Below are 18123 nucleotides of genomic sequence, written 5' to 3'. Positions count from 1 at the left end.
GACAGGGCATGTCACAGCCGGTCTTCCAGATAATGCTCCAGACTTGCCTTGGTGCCGATGGCCCAGAGCGAGGTCAGGGCGTGGGTGAAGGCGGTGACGAAGGTGTGGTTGCGGGCGAGGTCGCCATAGATATCGGTCATGGCCAGCCAGGCTTTGGGATCATCTTTGGCAAGCTGGGACTGGGCCGTGAGGCGGGCCCAGCTGGGATCATTGGGTTCGATGACGGTGCCGCTATCGGTTGTGCCGAAGCAGTAGCGGCACCAGAGGGCGGAGACCAGCGCCAGCCCGACGACGGACTGTCCGGCGGCAAGGCGGTCGGCGGCCGAGGGGATGATGAATTTGGGCTGGCGATTGGAGCCATCCAGTGCCAGGCGGCGAATGGTGTCGCCGATCTTGGGATTGGCGAAGCGGCGTTCGCATAGGGCAAAATACTCGTCGAGATTGGTATCGGGCACCAGCGGCACGACCGGGATGATCTCGTCGCGCTCGACCTTGGCGAGGAAGGCACGCACCAGCGGATGTTCCATGGCCTCGTGGACGAAATGGATGTCCATCAGCCCGGCCGGATAGGCGATGGTGGCGTGGCCGCCATTGAGAATGCGGATCTTCATGTGCTCGTAGGGCGCCACGTCCCGGACGAATTGCACGCCGACGGTTTCGAGTGCCGGGCGGCCGGCGGGGAAATTATCCTCCAGCACCCATTGGCGGAAGCTCTCGCAGAATACCGGCCAATTGTCCTCGATGCCGAATTGCTCAGCCAGCAGCTGGCGCTCGCGGTCGGAGGTGGCGGGGGTGATGCGATCCACCATGCCATTGGGGAAGGCGATACTGGTGCGGACCCATTTGGCCAGTGCCGGATCGACCAGGGCCGCGAGGCCAGCGACGGCGTTCTGGGTGACGTGGCCATTGCCCGGAATGTTGTCGCAGCTCATCACCGTGAAGGGCTGCGTGCCCTCGGCGCGACGGCGGAGCAGGCCGGCAAGGATCAGCCCGAACGCGGTTCTGGGCGCATCCATATGGGCGGCGTCATAGGCAATGTCGGGATGGGTCGGATCGAATTTCTGGCTGGCCGGATCGATGTAATAGCCACCCTCGGTAATGGTCAGCGAGACGATGCGGATGGCGGGATCGGCGAGGCGCTCGATCACGGCGGCGCTGTCGCCGGGGCGGATATAGTCGATCATCACGCCGGTAATGCGGGCGCTGCTGCCACCGGCTTCCTGCTCGACGACGGTGGTCAACCAGTCCTGGGCCAGCAATTTCTGGCGCATGGCCTCGTCGGCGTCGCGCACCCCGGCGCCGATCAGGGCCCAATCGCGATCCGCACCGGTGGCGAAGAGGTCATCGAGATAGACCGCCTGGTGGGCGCGGTGGAAATTGCCGACGCCGAAATGCAGGATCCCCGCGGCGAGGTCGCCTCGACCATAGGCCGGAACGGACGCGGTGGTGATCTCGGGCAGGTTGGCGGCGGAGAGCTTGGTGGTCATGGTCTAGTCCTCGGTGCCTCGGCACGGGCCTCCCTCCCCCTTGAGGGGAGGGTTGGGGAGGGGGTGGTCTTGTGAACAGCTGACGGACCCCCACCCCCTACCCCTCCCCTCAAGGGGGAGGGGAGCAAAAGCACCGAAGGATGGAGGGTTTTGGGCATATTAGAGCGCCTTGCCGTCCGCGTCGAAGCGGTAGATGCGGGTGGCGTCGGGCGTCAGGTAGACGTCGTCGCCATGCGAGAAGGTTTCCTCGCCATCGGTCCGAATGGTCATCAGCCCGAATTCGCCGACCTGCACATGCAGGAACGTATCGGAGCCCAGCTGTTCTGCGACGCTGACCACGCCTTCCCACGAACCCGGTGCCGGGATGCGGGTCAGTACGAAATGCTCGGGGCGAACGCCGATGGAATGGGCGTCATACTTGGCTGCCTCGGCGCCATCGACGAAGTTCATCCTGGGGCTGCCGATAAAGCCGGCGACGAAGCGGTTGGCGGGCTTTTTGTAAAGGTCGAGCGGGGAGCCGAACTGTTCGACATTGCCGGCATTGAGCACGACGATGCGGTCGGCCATGGTCATGGCCTCGACCTGATCGTGAGTGACATAGATCATCGTGGTCTTGAGCTGCTGGTGCAGTTCGGTGATTTCCAGGCGCATGTTGACGCGCAGTGCGGCGTCGAGATTGGACAGTGGCTCATCGAAAAGGAACGCCTTGGGCTCACGCACGATGGCGCGGCCGATGGCAACGCGTTGGCGTTGCCCTCCCGAGAGCGCCCGCGGGCGCCGGTCGAGATAGCTGGAGAGGTTCAGCGTGCGGGCGGCGTAGTCGACCTTCTGGTCGATCACTTCCTTGGGCAGCTTGGCCATCTTGAGCGGGAAGGCGATATTGTCGCGCACGCTCATATGCGGATAGAGCGCGTAGGACTGGAACACCATGGCCAGGCCCCGTCGCGCCGGCGGTGCGTCGGTCATGTCGACGCCATCGAGCAGGATAGTGCCACTGCTGGTGTCTTCCAGCCCGGCGATCAGGCGCAGCAGGGTGGACTTGCCGCAGCCCGAGGGGCCGACAAAGACGACGAATTCCCCATCCTTGATGTCGAGCGAAATGTCCGGGATGACCTGGACGTCGCCGAAGGACTTGTTGACGTGTTCGAGCGAGATGGAACCCATTTCATAGTCCTCTGGTCGAGTTCAATTGTGGAATGGTCAGAGCTTGTCGTGCCCCCCACCTGGCCTCCCCCTGGGAAGGGGAGGGACTAACCGTGTTTGTCGAGATGGCGGTGAGCCACAGGAGCGCTCCTCCCCCTGTGAGGGGGAGGTTGGGTGGGGGTGCGGGAGCCCAGATCATTTCACCGCCCCGAAAGTCAGGCCACGGACCAGCTGCTTCTGGCTGAACCAGCCCATCAGCAGGATGGGTGCGATGGCCAGCAACGAGGCGGCGGAGAGTTTGGCGAGGAACAGGCCCTGCGGGCTCGAGAACGAAGAGATGAAGGCGGTGAGCGTGCCGGCGCGGCCCGAGGTCAGGGTGATCGACCAGAAGGCTTCGTTCCAGGCGAGGATGACGTTGAGCAACAGGGTCGAGGCAATGCCGGGGATGGCCATGGGCACCAGCACATGGACGATCTCGTTCCACAGCTCGGCCCCGTCCATGCGCGCCGCCTCCAGGATATCGACCGGGATTTCCTTGAAGTAGGTGTAGAGCATCCAGATGATGATCGGCAGGTTGATCAGCGTCATGATGATGGTCAGGCCATGCACGGTGTCGAGCAGGCGCAGGTCGCGGAAAATCAGGTAAATCGGGATCAGGACGCCGACGGCCGGCATCATCTTGGTGGAGAGCATCCACATCAGCACGTCTTTGGTGCGCTTGGTGGGGGCGAAGGCCATGGCCCAGGCGGCGGGAATGCCGATGGCCAGGCCGAGCAGGGTCGAGCCCAGCGCCACGATGATCGAATTGATGGCGTGCTTGACGTAGTCGGAGCGCTCCTGCACCGCCGAAAAGTTCTCGAGGGTGAAGGTCTGCGGCCAGAAGGTGGGTGGCGAGGCGATGGCCTCGGCCTCGGTCTTGAAGGCGGTGAGTGCCGTCCACAGAATGGGCGAGAACAGGAGGAGCGCGACCACCCAGGCGCCGATGGTGAAGCCGATCCGGGTTTGCGTCGAGACTTTGCGGGCCATGATCCCTCCTACGCGTCGAGGTTCTTGCCGACAGCGCGCATCAGGAAGAATGCGACGATGTTGGCGATGATGACGGCAACCACGCCGCCAGCCGAACCGGCGCCGATGTCATTGCTGAGGATACCGGTGCGGAATACCAGGAAGGCGATGTTGGTGGAGGCATAGCCGGGGCCGCCGCCGGTGGTGACGCGGATCTCGGCGAAAATGCCCAACAGGAAAATGGTCTGGATCAGGATCACGATGGTGATCGCCCGGGCCATGTGCGGCATGATGATGTACCAGAAGCGATTGATCGCATTGGCGCCATCCATTTCGGCGGCCTCGCGCTGTTCCTCGGAAAGCGATTGCAGCGCCGTCAGCAGGATCAGGGTGGCGAAAGGCAGCCATTGCCAGGCGACGATGACGATGATCGAGAACAGCGGGTATTGGGCGAACCAGTCCACCGGCTGCAGGCCCAGCATCTTGAACAGGTGCCCGAACATGCCATAGCCGGGATGCAGAAAGCCGTTTTTCCAGATCAGCGCCGCGACCGGGGGCATGACGAAGAAGGGCGAGATCACGAGGATGCGCAGGATCCCCTGGCCCCAGATCGGCTGATCGAGCAGCAGCGCAATGAAGGTGCCGCCGATCACCGTGATGATCAGTACGCCTCCCACCAGCAGTAGGGTATTGACCAGTGCCTGGGTGAAGGAGGGGTCGCCAATGACGTAGATGTAATTGGCCCAGCCGGCAAAGCCGGTCATCATCGGGTTGATCAGGCTATAATTCTGGAACGAGAACCATATGGTCATTACCAGTGGCACGATCATCCAGATCAGCAGCACGATGACGGCCGGGGCCATCATCACGCGGGCAAGCGTATTGGTTTGCTGGGTCGCCATCTCGTCATCCCCAAGGGTTGCATCGATCCGTCAGAGCCGCCCGACCTCTAAGGGGGGGGCGTTGGCCGGGCGGCTCCAGCGTGGGACGCAGCGCAAGGGAGGAGTATCTACCTGCCGACGCGTCCGAACCTCCCCGAAAAGTCTGCGGCCGGTTGCCGGAGCGCCCGGCCGCATAGTTCTCAGGAGGTGAGCTACTTGATGTATCCGGCGCGGGTCATGTCGCGCAGGGTGGCGTCCTGGGCCTGGGCCAGGGCATCGTCGGCCGACATCTGGCCGGCAAGCGCCGCCGAGAACAGCTGGCCCACATTGGTGGCGATACCGGCGAACTCAGGAATGGCGACGAACTGCACGCCAACATAGGGGACGGGATCGACTGTCGGCTGGCTGGGATTGGCCGAGTTGATCGAGTCCAGCGTCATCTTGGCGAAGGGCGCGGCGGCCTGGTACTCGGCATTCTCATAGAGCGAAGTGCGGGTGCCGGGAGGGACATTGGCCCAGCCATCCTGCGCCGCGACGGTTTCCAGATAGGCCTTGTTGGTCGCCCAGTTGATGAACTTGGCCGCGTCGTCCTGCTGCTGCGAGCTGGTGGGAATGGCCAGCGACCACGCCCACAGCCAGTTGCCGCGCTTGCCCAGGCCATTGTCGGGCGCCAGGGCAAAGCCGACCTGGTCGGCGACAGTGGAATCGGTCGGGTTGGTCACGAAAGAGGCGGCGACGGTGGCATCGATCCACATGCCGCACTTGCCCTGCTGGAACAGGGTGAGGTTTTCGTTGAAGCCATTGGACGAGGCGCCGGTCGGGCCGGCATCGGCCATCAGGGCGAGATAGGTGTCGAGTGTGTCCTTCCACTGCGGCGTGTTGAACTGGGGCTGCCAGGCCTCGTCAAACCAGCGGGCGCCAAAGGAGTTCGACATGGCGGTCAGGAAGGCCATGTTCTCGCCCCAGCCCGCCTTGCCGCGCAGGCAGATGCCATTGATGTCATTGGCGCGGTCGGTCATGGCGCGGGCGGCTTCGCCGATGAACTCCCAGGTCGGGGCCTCCGGCATGGTCAGGCCAGCCTTTTCCATCAGGTCCTTGCGGTACATGACGAACGAGCTTTCGCCATAGAACGGCGCTGCATAGAGCTTGCCATCGACCGACAGGCCGTCGCGAATGGCGGGCAGCAGGTCATCGACATCATAGGCGGGATCGCCGGACAGCGCATCGAGCGGGACCAGCCAGCCCTGCCTGGCCCAGATCGGGGCTTCATAAGTGCCGATGGTCATCACGTCATATTGCCCGCCATTGGTGGCAATGTCGGTGGTGACATTCTGGCGGAGCGTGTTTTCCTCAAGCACGACCCAGTTGAGCCCAATGCCGGTATCGGCAGTGAACGCCTCGGACAGGCCCTGCATGCGGATCATGTCACCATTGTTGACGGTCGCGATGGTCAGGGTCTGTGCAGAAGCAGAAGCGGCAAGCGCCAAGCTGAAGGCGCCCACAAAAAGGGGTGTCAGTTTCATTAAAATCCTCCCAGTAGTCGTATCGAGCATTTGTCACGAAGATGGGCAAATACTCACACGTTATGCGCAGGAGTCAAGTGTGCCATGCGTCAGATGGGCGCGTGGATAATGCGGCAATGTGCAGATTTTCGTTGTAAACGCAGCAGTAGCAGGCGTTTAGCTCAAGCCAGCAGGCCTTCGGCGGTCCGCTCGTCGGTGATCAGGCCGTTGACCAGGCGTCGGTTCAATGTGGCGCGGATGCCGGGCAATTTCTTCTTTCCCATGGCAATTGCCACCACCAGCGAGCGTTCGCGCGACGGCATCGGGGCCGAAGCGACGCGCTCATTGGTGAGGCCATCGATCAGCTTGCCTTCGGCATCGAAGCTCCAGCCGCAGATCTCGCCGACGGCGCCGGCCTTTTGCAGGGCTTTGAGTTCGCTGTCGGTGATGAAGCCATCGAGATAGAGCGGTGCATCGGGGCCGATATCGCCAATGCCGACAAAGGTGATGTCAGCCTTGGCGGCGAGCGCCAGGGTTTCGCGGATCATGGGCTGGGCATGCAGCAATTCGCGCTCGCGGGCCGAGGAGGCGATGACCGGCAGCGGCATGGGAAAGCTGCGCGCCTTGACCGTATCGGCGACGTTGAAGATGACGTTGTAGAAGGCGGCGGAACCATCGGGCGCGATATTGCCGGTCAGCGAAACCACTTTGTGGTGCGGGCATTCCATCGGCGTCAGCTGTTCGATGGCGGCTTTGAGCGTCCGGCCGGTGCCGATGGCCATGACGATGGGATCGGAGCGCTTCAGCCAGCGTTCGATCTCGGTGGCAGCGGCCTCGGCCAGGCCGATAGTGGTGGAATCGCTGGTCGGATCGGAGGGGACGACTTCGGCCAGGTCGAGGGCAAAGCGCGACTTGAGCCGGCTGGCCAGGTCCATGCAGCGGCCAATGGGATGATCGAGCCGGACCTTGATCAGGCCTTCGCTGACCGAGAGCGAGACGAGGCGCTGTGCCGACTGGCGGGAGATCCCCAGCTTGGTGGCGATCTCTTCCTGGGTATTGCCGGCGACATAGTAGAGCCAGCCGGCGCGAGCTGCGTCGTCCAGCCGGTGGCTGTTGCTGTCCTGTCGTGGCGCCATATCCGGGTCCCGATAAATTCGGGCGGATTATTCGGCCATGCTGCGCCAAGCTGCAAGCCGTTTCTCGGTCAATTGCTCCGGCATCAGGTGCGGGGCGTCGTGGAATGGGACAGGGTGCTGAGCGCCGCGCGGATGTCGCGCTCGGTGTCCTTGAGATGCAGCCGCATGGCCTCGGCAGCGGCGCGGCCATTGCCGTCCTTGATGCAATCGAGGATGCGCTGGTGCGCCTCGATGGTGTCCTGAATGCTGTGGCCACGCTGCTCGTGACCGCGGCGGCTGATGTAAAACCCCTCCCGCAGCGGCACTGCCATGGCCTCGAACAGATAGCCCAGCACGCGATTGCCGCTGGCCAGGGCAATGGCCTCATGGAAGCCGACATCATAGGTGTGAAAACGCAGTTCGCCCGCCTCGGAGTCAATGCCGTCTGCGGCGCTGGCGGCGTCGCGCATGCCCTGCAAGGCATTTTCGATGGCGGCAATGCCGGCGCGGCCGGAGCGCTTGGCGGCCAGCGTTGCCGATTGCACCTCCAGTGACAGGCGCACCTCGATCAGGTCGAATAGGCCCTTGGGGTCGTAGCGGATGACCGAGCTCAGAAAATCGGTGAAAGCGGAGCCATCGGGTTGGCGCACCACGGCCCTGCGCCCGCGAGCGATCTCGAGCAGCCCGCGCCCCTCCAGCATCTTGACTGCCTCGCGGATGGTCAGGCGGCTGACATCGTAGCGTGTCGCTAGCTCGGCTTCGCTGGGCAGGCTCGATCCGGGGGGCAATTCGGTCAGAATTAGGTGCGCCAGGCTGTCGGCAACGCTGCTCGCCGCGCTCGATTGATCGATCCGCTCCGGATCCTGATTTGCCACGTCCCCTCCAAGGTATCTGATACCCTAGCATCCAATGCTGCCATTCCAGGCTCATGCGGTTGGATTGCTCTGCCTCGTCAGGGCACGATAACGGCGGAGAACCGGATGTGCAACGCCCAGTTCACAGCCGTATCATTAACTTTCGATACTCGAAAAAAGTGCTGGTGCGAGTTTATCCAGCTTTACAGGGGTATCTGATTATCCTAGCGTTGCCGGCGTGGGCTTGGGAGGGCCCTGGCGGCGATGCCGTCACGCAGGAGGACTTTCATGCAAGACAATCTGGCGGTGCGCCTCGGGGCGCCCGTACGGAGGTTCGTGACGCGAAAGCGACGCGATCTGGCGGGCTGCCGTGCCGGGTCGGGTGCGTTCGCATTCGCCCATGACTGCTCGCTGCTGCCCTGCCGATAAGTTTCCATCCAGAGCTTCTGAATTCGAAGACACAAAGGGAGTCGAGACGTGAAGGTTCTAAAAACAATCGCAACCATGCTGGCAGTGGGCGCCATGGCGCTGACAGCTTCGTCCTCTGCCTTCGCGCAGGACAAGGGCACCGTGGGCATTGCCATGCCGACCAAGTCGTCGCTGCGCTGGATCAGCGATGGTGATGCGCTCGTCGCCGCGCTGACCGAAAAGGGCTATGGCACCGATCTGCAATATGCCGAAGACGACATTCCAAACCAGCTGGCGCAGGTCGAGAACATGATCACCAAGGGCGTCAAGGCCCTGGTCATCGCTTCGATCGATGGCACCACGCTCAGCGCCGTATTGCAGCAGGCCAAGGATGCCGGCATCACCGTGGTCGCCTATGACCGCCTGATCCGCGATAGCGGCAATGTCGACTATTACACCACCTTCGACAATTTCGAAGTGGGCGTGCTGCAGGCGAGCTCGCTGCTCAAGGGGCTCGGCTATCCCGAGAACAAGGGTCCGTTCAATATCGAATTGTTCGGCGGCTCGCCCGACGATAACAACGCCTTTTTCTTCTATGATGGCGCCATGAGCGTCCTGCAGCCACTGATCGATCAGGGCGTGCTGGTGGTGAAGTCCGGCCAGACCGGTATGGAAACCGTTGGTACCCTGCGTTGGGATGGTGCGGTTGCCCAGGCCCGCATGGATAACCTGCTCTCGGCCAATTACTCGGATGGCAGCCGCGTCGATGCGGTCCTGTCGCCCTATGACGGGCTGAGCCGCGGCATCATCTCCTCGCTCCGTGGCGTTGGCTATGGCACCGCCGATCAGCCATGGCCGATCATTTCGGGCCAGGATGCCGAAGTGCCCTCGGTCAAGGCGATCATTGCCGGCGAACAGTATTCGACCGTGTTCAAGGACACGCGCGAGCTGGCCAAGATCACGGCCGAACTCGTCGACACCGTGCTGTCGGGCGGAACCCCGGCCGGCTTGGACACCGCCACCTATGACAATGGCGTCAAGGTTGTGCCGTCGATCCTGCTGACCCCGTACGAAGTGGACATCAACAACTACGTCCAGCGCGTCGTCGACAGCGGCTACATCAAGGCCGACGACCTGAAGTAAGCGCGCCGATATCTCCGGGGCCTCGCGACAAAGCGGGGCCCTTTCGGGTTTATGCCCGTTCTTGTAGGCTGCGGCTGGTCAGTTTGTTCGTGCCGCCGCCTGAACCCAAGTTCACAAGGGTCGTCAATGAACACCACTATTCTGGAGATGCGTGGCATCACCAAGACCTTCCCCGGGGTAAAGGCCCTGCAGGACGTGAACCTGGATGTGCGGGAAGCCGAGATTCACGCCATTGTGGGTGAAAACGGCGCTGGCAAATCCACCCTGATGAAGGTGCTGAGCGGGGTTTATCCGGCGGGCAGCTATGACGGCCAGATCGTCTACCGGGGCGAGGAAGTTCACTTCAAATCCATCAGGGACAGCGAGCATCGCGGCATCGTCATCATCCATCAGGAGCTGGCGCTGGTGCCGCTGCTGTCGATTGCCGAGAATATCTTTCTGGGCAATGAGCAGGCCAGGTTCGGCATTATCGACTGGGACGAGGCGCGCAACGGCGCCCGCAAATTGCTGTCGATGGTCGGGCTCAACGAGGACCCCGACACGCTGATCACCCATATCGGGGTGGGCAAGCAGCAGCTGGTGGAAATCGCCAAGGCACTGAGCAAGGCGGTCAAACTCCTGATCCTGGACGAACCCACGGCCAGCCTTTCGGAAAAGGACAGCGCGGCGCTGCTGGAGCTGCTGCTGGAGTTCAAGAAGCAGGGCATCACCTCGATCCTGATCTCGCACAAGCTCAACGAAATCAGCAAGGTGGCCGACCGCATCACCGTGATCCGGGATGGCCGTACCATCGAGACCATGGACAAGGCCGAGATCAGCGAAGACCGCATTATCACCTCGATGGTGGGCCGTTCGCTCGATGATCGCTATCCCGCCCGCGCGCCGAAGATCGGTGAAATGCTGCTCGAGGTGAAGGACTGGTCGGTCCACCACCCGCTGCATGCCGATCACCAGGTGATCAAGGGCGTCAATATTCAGGTCCGCAAGGGCGAGGTGGTTGGCATTGCCGGGCTGATGGGCGCCGGGCGGACCGAATTCGCCATGAGCGTGTTCGGGCGCACTTATGGGCGCAACATCACCGGCGACGTGTTCATGCATGGCAGGAAGGTCGATACGTCGACCGTGCGCCGGGCAGTCGATGCGGGGCTGGCCTATGCCACCGAAGACCGCAAGACCTATGGCCTCAACCTGATCGACCATATCAAGCACAACATCACCATTGCCAATTTGCCGGGCGTGTCGCGGGGCGGGGTGATCGACGACATCGCCGAAATGAATGTCGCCAATGACTATCGCAAGAAGACCAATATCCGCTCGTCCAGCGTGTTCCAGGTCACCGGGAATCTGTCGGGCGGCAATCAGCAGAAGGTGGTGCTCAGCAAGTGGCTGTTCTCCAATCCCGAGCTGCTGATCCTGGACGAGCCGACGCGCGGCATCGATGTCGGCGCCAAGTATGAAATCTACACGATCATCAACAAGCTGGCGGAGGAGGGGAAAGGCATCCTGGTCATCTCCTCGGAAATGCCGGAGCTGTTGGGGATCTGTGACCGCATCTATGTGATGAACGAAGGCCGCATCGTTGGCGAACTCGCGGGCAGCGAGGCCAGCCAGGAGAAGATCATGCGCGCTATCGTGCGTGCAGAAGGAAGAACCGCATGACCACCGAAACCGCTACCCCCGCGCCCGCGCCCGCGCCGGCGCAGACCTCGACGATGCGCACGATCCTGCAGACCAATCTGCGCGATTATGGCCTCGTCGTCGCCCTGCTGGCCATTATGGTGTTCTTCCAGTTCACGACCAATGGCGTGCTGTTCAAGCCGGTCAACCTGACCAATCTGATCCTGCAGAACTCCTACATCATCATCATGGCGCTGGGCATGTTGCTGGTCATCGTGGGCGGCCATATCGATCTGTCGGTGGGCTCGGTGTCGGGCTTTATCGGCGCCATCGCCGCCATCATGATGGTGCGCTATGGCATAGCGCCGATCCCGGCCGCGATCCTGTGCATCCTGGCTGGTGGCGTCATCGGCGCCTCGCAGGGCTATTGGATCGCCTATCTCAAGATCCCCAGCTTCATCGTGACGCTGGCGGGCATGCTGGTGTTCAAGGGTTTGAGCCTGGCCGTTCTCGGCGGCGCTTCGGTCGGCCCGTTTCCGGCGGAGTTCCAGCTGCTCAGCGCCGGCTTCATTCCCGATTTCATCGGTCCCATCGTCATCCCGCAGGGCGAGGGCGTGCCGCCGATTTCGCTGCATTCGACAACGCTGATCATCGGCATCCTGATCGTTGTCGCCATGGTGTTTTCCGGGATCCGCACCCGCCGCCGCCGCGAGCAACACGGCTATGAGGCCGAGCCCTTCGCGGTGTTCGCGATCAAGACCGCCCTGATCGGCGCGCTGATCCTGTTCTTCACCTATCTGCTGGCCTCCTATAAGGGCCTGCCGAATGTGCTGATCGTGATGTCGATCCTGATCGCCGGCTTCGTCTTCCTCACCAAGCGAACCACTTTGGGCCGGCGCATCTATGCCTTGGGGGGCAATGCCAAGGCGGCGCAGCTTTCGGGCATCAAGACCGAGCGGCTGACCTTCTACATTTTCGTCATCATGGGCATGCTGTCGGCGCTGGCCGGGCTGATCTTTGCAGCCCGCCTCAATACCGCCACGCCCAAGGCCGGGCAGGGCTTCGAGCTCGACGTAATCGCCGCCGTGTTCATCGGCGGCGCCTCCGCCATGGGCGGCGTCGGCCAGGTGGCGGGCGCTGTCATCGGCGCCTTCATCATGGGCGTGATGAATAACGGCATGTCGATCATGGGCGTCAATATCGACTGGCAGCAGGTCATCAAGGGCCTCGTCCTGCTCGGCGCCGTGGTGTTCGACGTCTACAACAAGAACAAGGCCTGATTTTTGGGGTTTTTTGGATTGGGGCCGTCACGAGGGATCGTGGCGGCCTTTTTTGTTTGGAGGCGGGGTCGAGGGGAGGGCGATGGAAGCACCCTAAACCACACATTTCCAACACCACGGAGTCATTCCCGCGCAGGCGGGAATCCACTCTTACGGGCGCAGAAACGAGCAAGAATGGATTCCCGCCTGCGCGGGAATGTCTCGGTGGGTAAGACGGAATGCCGGCGATCCCAGTGCTCTCTCGGTCGCGTCAAAAACCACCAGACCGCCCTCGGACTTGATCCGAAGGCAGCACGGTGGGTGGGGAGGATTGGGAGGGGAGCCCCTCAGCTCTCGACTTTCGCGTCGGCGCGTCCGCCCCATTCCGTCCACGACCCATCATAAACCGCGACAGTCTTGGCGCCGGCCTGTTCCAGCGCCAGGGCCAGCGTTGCGGCGGTGATGCCGGAGCCGCAGGTGGTGATGATGGGCTTGCTCAGGTCGAGTTTGCGCTCGGCGAACAGCGCCTGCAGTTCCGCCGCCGGCTTGAGTTTGCCGTCTGTGGTGAGCAGGCTTACCGGCACGTTGAGGCTGCCGGGGATATGGCCGGATTTGAGCCCGGCGCGGGGTTCGGGCACTTCGGCGTTGAAGCGGGGTGCCGGGCGGGCGTCGGCGATCTGGGCGGCGCGGTCGATGCTGCGATCGCGCACCGTGGCGAAGTGGGCGACCCGGGCGCGGTTGAAGCTGGGTTCGAACTGGCGCGGGGCGCGCACGACCGGGCCATTTTCCACCCAGCGCTTTTCGGCGCGCCATTTCGGGCCGCCGCCTTCGAGAATACGCACATCCTTGGCGCCCATGGTCTTGAAGGTCCACCAGACGCGCGGTGCCGAAAACAGGCCGAGTTCGTCATAGACGACAATGGTCATGCCTTCGCTGATCCCCAGCGCGCCGACCATGCGGGCAAAATCAGCCGGGGCGGGGAGCATATGGGGCAGCTCGGAGGTGGTGTCGGCGATCGCGTCGATATCGAAGAACACGGCCCCGGGAATGTGCCCCGAGAGATATTCGGCATGGGCGTCACGGCCGGCTGCGGGCATGTGCCAGCTGGCATCGACAATGACGACATTGGGATTGGACATATGCTGGGCGAGCCAGTCGGTGGTCACGAAGGGGGTGGTCAAGACGCTTGCTCCAAGTGATCCGGCAGGATGGCGTGTGGGGAAGCGGGGGTCAATCGCTGTGACGTCCGCATGGCGGTGGTGCGTGGCAAAAATGGATCCCGGACTTTGCCGGGATGACGGCCGGAGGGAGGGCATCCCTTGAGGTCTTTCGACCACGGAGCTGCCCGCGGGCCTGACCCGCGGGTCTGTGGGAGCGCCGCGATGCTGTAGGTGTGGCGATTGGCACACGGGTCTAGCCCGTGGGCAGCCCGGTGGGTGGCGTATTTCTGTGGCTCAGATACTGCCGTTCGTGCCCGCCCCCTTATTCCCCCAATATCAGCAGGTCCTTGCTGGCGAGGCTGATGGTCACCGGCTCGCCGCGGGTGGGTGGGGCGGTGCGCTGGTCGTTGAAGGTGTCGAGGCTGAGTGTGTTCTGGCCGAGCGCGACCCGCAGGCGGATGACGGAGCCCAGGAAGGTGACGTCGGCAACGGTGCCGGCCAGGACAATGTCATTGCCCGGGCGATTGCCGACGCTCAGCACTTCGGGGCGCAGGGTCAGCGAGATGGCGCTGCCATCGACGGCGCCGGAGGGCAGGCTGGGCAGGGCGACGGTCTGGCCGTCAATGGTGACTTGATGATTGGCAGCGCTGGCGACTGATGCCTCGATGGTGTTGAGCGTGCCGACAAAGGTGGCGACGAAGCGGGTGGCCGGCTTGTTGTAGACTTCGTGGGGCGCGCCGAGCTGTTCGATATGGCCGGCATTCATCACCACGATGCGGTCCGAGATCGACAGTGCCTCTTCCTGGTCGTGGGTGACGAACACCGTGGTGATGCCCAGATCGAGCTGGATGGCGCGGATTTCCTCGCGCAGCGAGACGCGGATCTTGGCGTCCAGCGCCGACAGCGGCTCATCGAGCAGCAGCATGCGCGGACGCGGGGCAATGGCGCGGGCCAGGGCGACGCGCTGTTGCTGGCCGCCGCTCATTTCATAGGGAAAGCGCTTCTCGAACCCAGGCAGGCCGATCAGACGCAGCATTTCATCGGTGCGGGCGCGGCGTTCCTCGCGGCCCATGCCGGCGATCTTGAGGCCGAAGCCGATATTGTCGCCGACATTGAGATTGGGAAACAGCGCATAGGCCTGGAACACCATGCCGAGCTGGCGCTGGTTGGGCTTGAGGTGGGTAATGTCCTGGCCCTCGACTTCGATGGAGCCGCTGGTGGGCGTTTCAAAGCCGGCAATCATGCGCAGGATCGTGGTCTTGCCACAGCCGGAGGGGCCGAGCAGGGAGATGAACTCGCCCTTGGCAAAGGCGAAGTCGACGCCATGCACCACGGTATTGTTGCCAAAGCGCTTGGTCAGTTTTTCGACGCGGAGAAATTCTGCTGCCATGGTCAGTCCGTCCGGGCGGAGGTGCGTGGCGCAAAGCGCGCGAGCAGGTTGATCATGCCCATGGCCCCCCAGGTGATGATGAAGGAAATGATGGCCAGGGCCGCCGGCTCATAGGCGCGGTTGGCGCCGATATTCTGCAGATAGGGGCCAAAGGCCGGCCGGTTCAGCAGGCTGGCAATGGTGAACTCGCCGATGACGATGGCAAAGGTCAAAAAGGCCCCCGACAGCACTGCGACCAGCACATTGGGCAGGATCACCCGGGCGATGATGGTGGCCGAATTGGCGCCCATAATCTGCGCCGCCTCGGTCAGCGTCTGCACGTCGATGGTGCGCATGCCGGTATCGACCGCCCGATACATATAGGGCAGCGCCAGCGTCACATAGGCAAAGACCAGCAGCACGTCGGTGCCCAGGGCAGAGCCGGTAAAGGGGATCAGTGAGGACGAATTGTAGAGCCGGATATAGCCATAGACCAGGACGATGGCGGGGATGATCAGCGGCAGCAGGGTTAGGAATTCGACGAAGGGTCGCAGCCAGGGCAGGCGCAGCCGCACGAAATACACCGCCGGCACCACGATCAGCACGCCGACAATGATGGCGAAGATGCCGATGACGACCGAATAGCCAAAGGTGGCCTGGAAGCGCGGATCGGAAAATACCGAGAGATAGGCGTCGAAGCTGTAATAGCCGCGCCGCATGCGCAGTGAGAACTCGAAGGTGGCGATCAGCGGGATGATGAAATAGCTGGCACCCAAGAGCAGCGTGAACCAGGGCCAGAAGCGGGAGGGCTTCATTTCATCCACCTCTCGGCGCGGCTGGCGATGACCAGGTAGATGACATTGGCGAAGCCGGTAATGACGATCATGCCCAGCGCCAGCGCGGCGCCGAGGCCGGGGTTCTGCAGCGCATCGCCACGGATCTGCGCATAGAGCAGGATTGGCACGATATTGAGCGAGGAGCCGGTCAGCGCGTAGGCGGTGGCGATGGCGCCAAAGGCATTGGCGAACAGCAGCGACAGGGTGCCCAGAAAGCTGGGCCACAGAATGGGCAGGCCGACATAGCGCCAGAACTGCCAGGGGCTGGCGCCCAGGGTCTGCGCGGCCTCGCTCCATTCCTTCTTCAGTCCGTCCACCGCCGGCGCGATGATCAGGATCATCAGCGGGATCTGGAAGTAGAGATAGGTGATGGTCAGGCCCCAGAAGCTCAGGAGGTTGAAGCCGGCCTTGTAGATATCGAAACCGAACACCGTCTTGAGGATGATGGTGACGAGGCCCAGTCGCCCCAGTGTCGAGATGAAGGCAAAGGCCAGCGGCACGCCGGCAAAGTTGGAGGCAACGCCCGAAAAGGTCATCACGGTGGAACGGACACCGCCGGGCAGGCGGCCACGGATCAGCGCCAGGGCCATGGCAAAGCCGATCAGGGCGCCAATGAAGGCCGAGGCGGCGGAAATGCGAATGGAGATCCAATAGGCGGCGACGATCTGCGGGGTGCCCAGCCCCCAGATATTGTCGAGGGTGAAATTGCCCTGCTGGTCCACAAAGGCGGCGCCGATCAGGTACAGCGTCGGCAGGATCAGGAACATGATGGCAAAGACGATGAATGGCGCAACGCCGAGCCATTCAAACGAGATCGCCCGTTTCTTGCCCCGGGCTTTCGGCGATGCGGTCGTATCGGTCATCGTGACTTGGGTGCCCCAGAACCCTTGGCGATCGTCACCACCGGGCTTGTCCCGGTGGTCCATCTCGCCGCCATGGATTGCCCGGACAAGCCGGGCAATGACGGTGGGTGAAATTGTGGTGCCTCCGCCACACCGGGCGGCGGAGGCGAGATCGGTTTACTGAACGTTGGCACCGACAGCGGCGTCCCACTGGCCGGTGATCGTCGCCTTGGCGGCGTTCTGCTGGTCGATGGTGGGGAACACGGCCTTGGCATAGGCGTCAGCCGGTGGCAGCGCGTCGAGCATGTCCTGCGGGATCAGGCCCTTTTCAGCCAGGTCGTTGAAGCGGATCGGGTGGCAATAGCCCTTGAGCCAGCCGAGCTGACCTTCGTCCGAATAGAGATATTCCATCCACAGCTTGGCAGCGTTCGGATGCGGCGCATAAGCCGAAATGGCCTGCACATAGACACCGGCGACGACGCCATTGGCGGGGACGATGATCTCGGCTTCGGGATTGCCTTCGAAGCTGTCGCGCCAGGCGAGCAGGTTGTAATCCCAGGCGACAACAATCGGGGTCGTGCCCTGGGCCAGCGACGCGGATTTGCCGATCACCGGGACGAAATTGCCCTTGGCATTGAGATCGCCGAAGAACTTGAGGCCAGCGTCGGCGGCGGTCGCGTCGTCGCCGCCATTGGCAGCAAGACCGGCGGCGTAAACCGACTGGATGGCCTGGGCGGAAGCGCGCGGATCACCGGCGAGGGCGACGGCATTGGCATATTCGTCCGATGCCAGATCGGCCCAATCGGTCGGCATGGTAGAGACGAGGTCCTTGTTCACCAGGAACGCCATCACGCCGTAATAGTCGCCGTACCAATAGCCTTCTTCGTCCTTGGCATCGGCCGGGATCGAGTCCCAGGTCGAGACCTTGTAGGGCTGGATCAGGCCTTCGGCCTTGGCCGAGGGGCCGAAGCTGAGGCCGACGTCGATCACGTCGGGCGCCTGGGGGCCGGTATTGCCCTTGTTGGCCTTGATGGCCTCGATTTCGTCGGCCGAGCCGGCATCGGGGTTCAACTCGTTGATGGTGATGCCCGGATACTTGGCCTTGAAGCCATCGATGACGGCGCCATAGCCGCACCAGTCATGGGGCAGGGCGATGGTGGTCAGCTGACCTTCGGCCTTGGCGGCTTCATAGAGCGCGGCGAGGTCGGTCTGGGCGAAGGACGGGGCGGTAACGGAGAGCACGGCGAGCATCGAGACGGATGCAGCAAGTGCATGCTTGAGTGTCATGTTCAGTCTCCCTGAAAACATATCGTTCTCGAAGGCACCGCGTGACGGCACCCCGGCGAACTGCGGTGGAGTAGTGAGCCGACATGACAGCCGAATGACGCGTTGGCAGGCGGAGCGAGCAACCCGATGGGGGCTCGCAAGCCCGTCTATCCTGGCGTCATGCCGCCGCGTCGATCCATTGCGTCCCCCCCAGTTGCGCAGCTGACAGTGCCCGT

General features: G+C 62.9%; 15 protein-coding genes. 3 read left to right on the top strand and 12 right to left on the bottom strand.

Annotated elements, in window-relative coordinates; genetic code table 11:
- Positions 1-11: 11 nt before the first annotated feature.
- The 7 genes from BUA69_RS05645 to BUA69_RS05615 form a co-directional block, all read right to left on the bottom strand.
- Positions 12-1487, bottom strand: a complete 1476-nt coding sequence (locus tag BUA69_RS05645) for a mannitol dehydrogenase family protein (protein ID WP_046135397.1) — start codon at positions 1485-1487, stop codon at positions 12-14.
- A gap of 159 nt (positions 1488-1646) precedes the next feature.
- Positions 1647-2651, bottom strand: coding sequence for an ABC transporter ATP-binding protein (locus BUA69_RS05640; RefSeq protein ID WP_046135398.1), 1005 nt, complete (start codon positions 2649-2651; stop codon positions 1647-1649).
- A gap of 174 nt (positions 2652-2825) precedes the next feature.
- Positions 2826-3656 (bottom strand): carbohydrate ABC transporter permease, encoded by an 831-nt coding sequence (locus BUA69_RS05635; protein WP_046135399.1) that lies wholly within the window; start codon positions 3654-3656, stop codon positions 2826-2828.
- An 8-nt stretch (positions 3657-3664) separates the two neighbouring features.
- Positions 3665-4537: a carbohydrate ABC transporter permease gene (locus BUA69_RS05630; RefSeq protein WP_046135400.1), complete on the bottom strand. Its 873-nt coding sequence runs from the start codon at positions 4535-4537 to the stop codon at positions 3665-3667.
- A gap of 191 nt (positions 4538-4728) precedes the next feature.
- Complete coding sequence (locus tag BUA69_RS05625; protein ID WP_046135401.1) at positions 4729-6039, bottom strand: ABC transporter substrate-binding protein; 1311 nt, start codon at positions 6037-6039, stop codon at positions 4729-4731.
- Positions 6040-6200: 161 nt separating this feature from the next.
- On the bottom strand, positions 6201-7154 hold the full coding sequence (locus BUA69_RS05620) for a sugar-binding transcriptional regulator (protein WP_046135402.1): 954 nt from the start codon (positions 7152-7154) through the stop codon (positions 6201-6203).
- A gap of 83 nt (positions 7155-7237) precedes the next feature.
- Complete coding sequence (locus BUA69_RS05615; protein WP_052950572.1) at positions 7238-8008, bottom strand: FadR/GntR family transcriptional regulator; 771 nt, start codon at positions 8006-8008, stop codon at positions 7238-7240.
- Positions 8009-8491: 483 nt separating this feature from the next.
- Between BUA69_RS05615 and chvE the strand changes: the two genes are divergently transcribed.
- From chvE to mmsB, 3 genes are all read left to right on the top strand, one after another.
- Positions 8492-9538 (top strand): multiple monosaccharide ABC transporter substrate-binding protein, encoded by a 1047-nt coding sequence (gene chvE / locus BUA69_RS05610; protein WP_046135403.1) that lies wholly within the window; start codon positions 8492-8494, stop codon positions 9536-9538.
- 126 nt (positions 9539-9664) lie between these two features.
- Positions 9665-11197, top strand: coding sequence for a multiple monosaccharide ABC transporter ATP-binding protein (gene mmsA, locus BUA69_RS05605; protein ID WP_046135404.1), 1533 nt, complete (start codon positions 9665-9667; stop codon positions 11195-11197).
- Positions 11194-12435: a multiple monosaccharide ABC transporter permease gene (mmsB, locus tag BUA69_RS05600; protein WP_046135405.1), complete on the top strand. Its 1242-nt coding sequence runs from the start codon at positions 11194-11196 to the stop codon at positions 12433-12435. The genes mmsA and mmsB overlap by 4 nt, the downstream gene beginning before the upstream one ends.
- Positions 12436-12761: 326 nt before the next feature.
- Here the strand turns inward: mmsB and sseA are convergent, their stop codons facing one another.
- The 5 genes from sseA to BUA69_RS05575 form a co-directional block, all read right to left on the bottom strand.
- Positions 12762-13595 carry a 3-mercaptopyruvate sulfurtransferase gene (gene sseA / locus BUA69_RS05595; RefSeq protein WP_072866483.1) on the bottom strand — a complete coding sequence of 278 codons (834 nt, stop codon included), beginning with the start codon at positions 13593-13595 and terminating at the stop codon, positions 12762-12764.
- 301 nt (positions 13596-13896) lie between these two features.
- Positions 13897-14964 carry an ABC transporter ATP-binding protein gene (locus BUA69_RS05590; protein WP_046135406.1) on the bottom strand — a complete coding sequence of 356 codons (1068 nt, stop codon included), beginning with the start codon at positions 14962-14964 and terminating at the stop codon, positions 13897-13899.
- Positions 14965-14966: 2 nt separating this feature from the next.
- Positions 14967-15758 (bottom strand): ABC transporter permease, encoded by a 792-nt coding sequence (locus tag BUA69_RS05585; RefSeq protein ID WP_046135407.1) that lies wholly within the window; start codon positions 15756-15758, stop codon positions 14967-14969.
- The gene (locus tag BUA69_RS05580; protein ID WP_046135431.1) at positions 15755-16642 is read right to left on the bottom strand and encodes an ABC transporter permease; all 888 of its coding nucleotides are present in this window, start codon (positions 16640-16642) and stop codon (positions 15755-15757) included. The genes BUA69_RS05585 and BUA69_RS05580 overlap by 4 nt, the downstream gene beginning before the upstream one ends.
- Positions 16643-16798: 156 nt before the next feature.
- On the bottom strand, positions 16799-17872 hold the full coding sequence (locus tag BUA69_RS05575) for an ABC transporter substrate-binding protein (RefSeq protein WP_425283944.1): 1074 nt from the start codon (positions 17870-17872) through the stop codon (positions 16799-16801).
- Positions 17873-18123 lie beyond the last annotated feature (251 nt).

The organism is Devosia limi DSM 17137, assembly GCF_900128975.1.
Classification (GTDB): domain Bacteria; phylum Pseudomonadota; class Alphaproteobacteria; order Rhizobiales; family Devosiaceae; genus Devosia; species Devosia limi.
The sequence above is the reverse complement of the archived record's forward strand: the minus strand, read 5'-3'. Positions and strand labels throughout refer to the sequence as shown.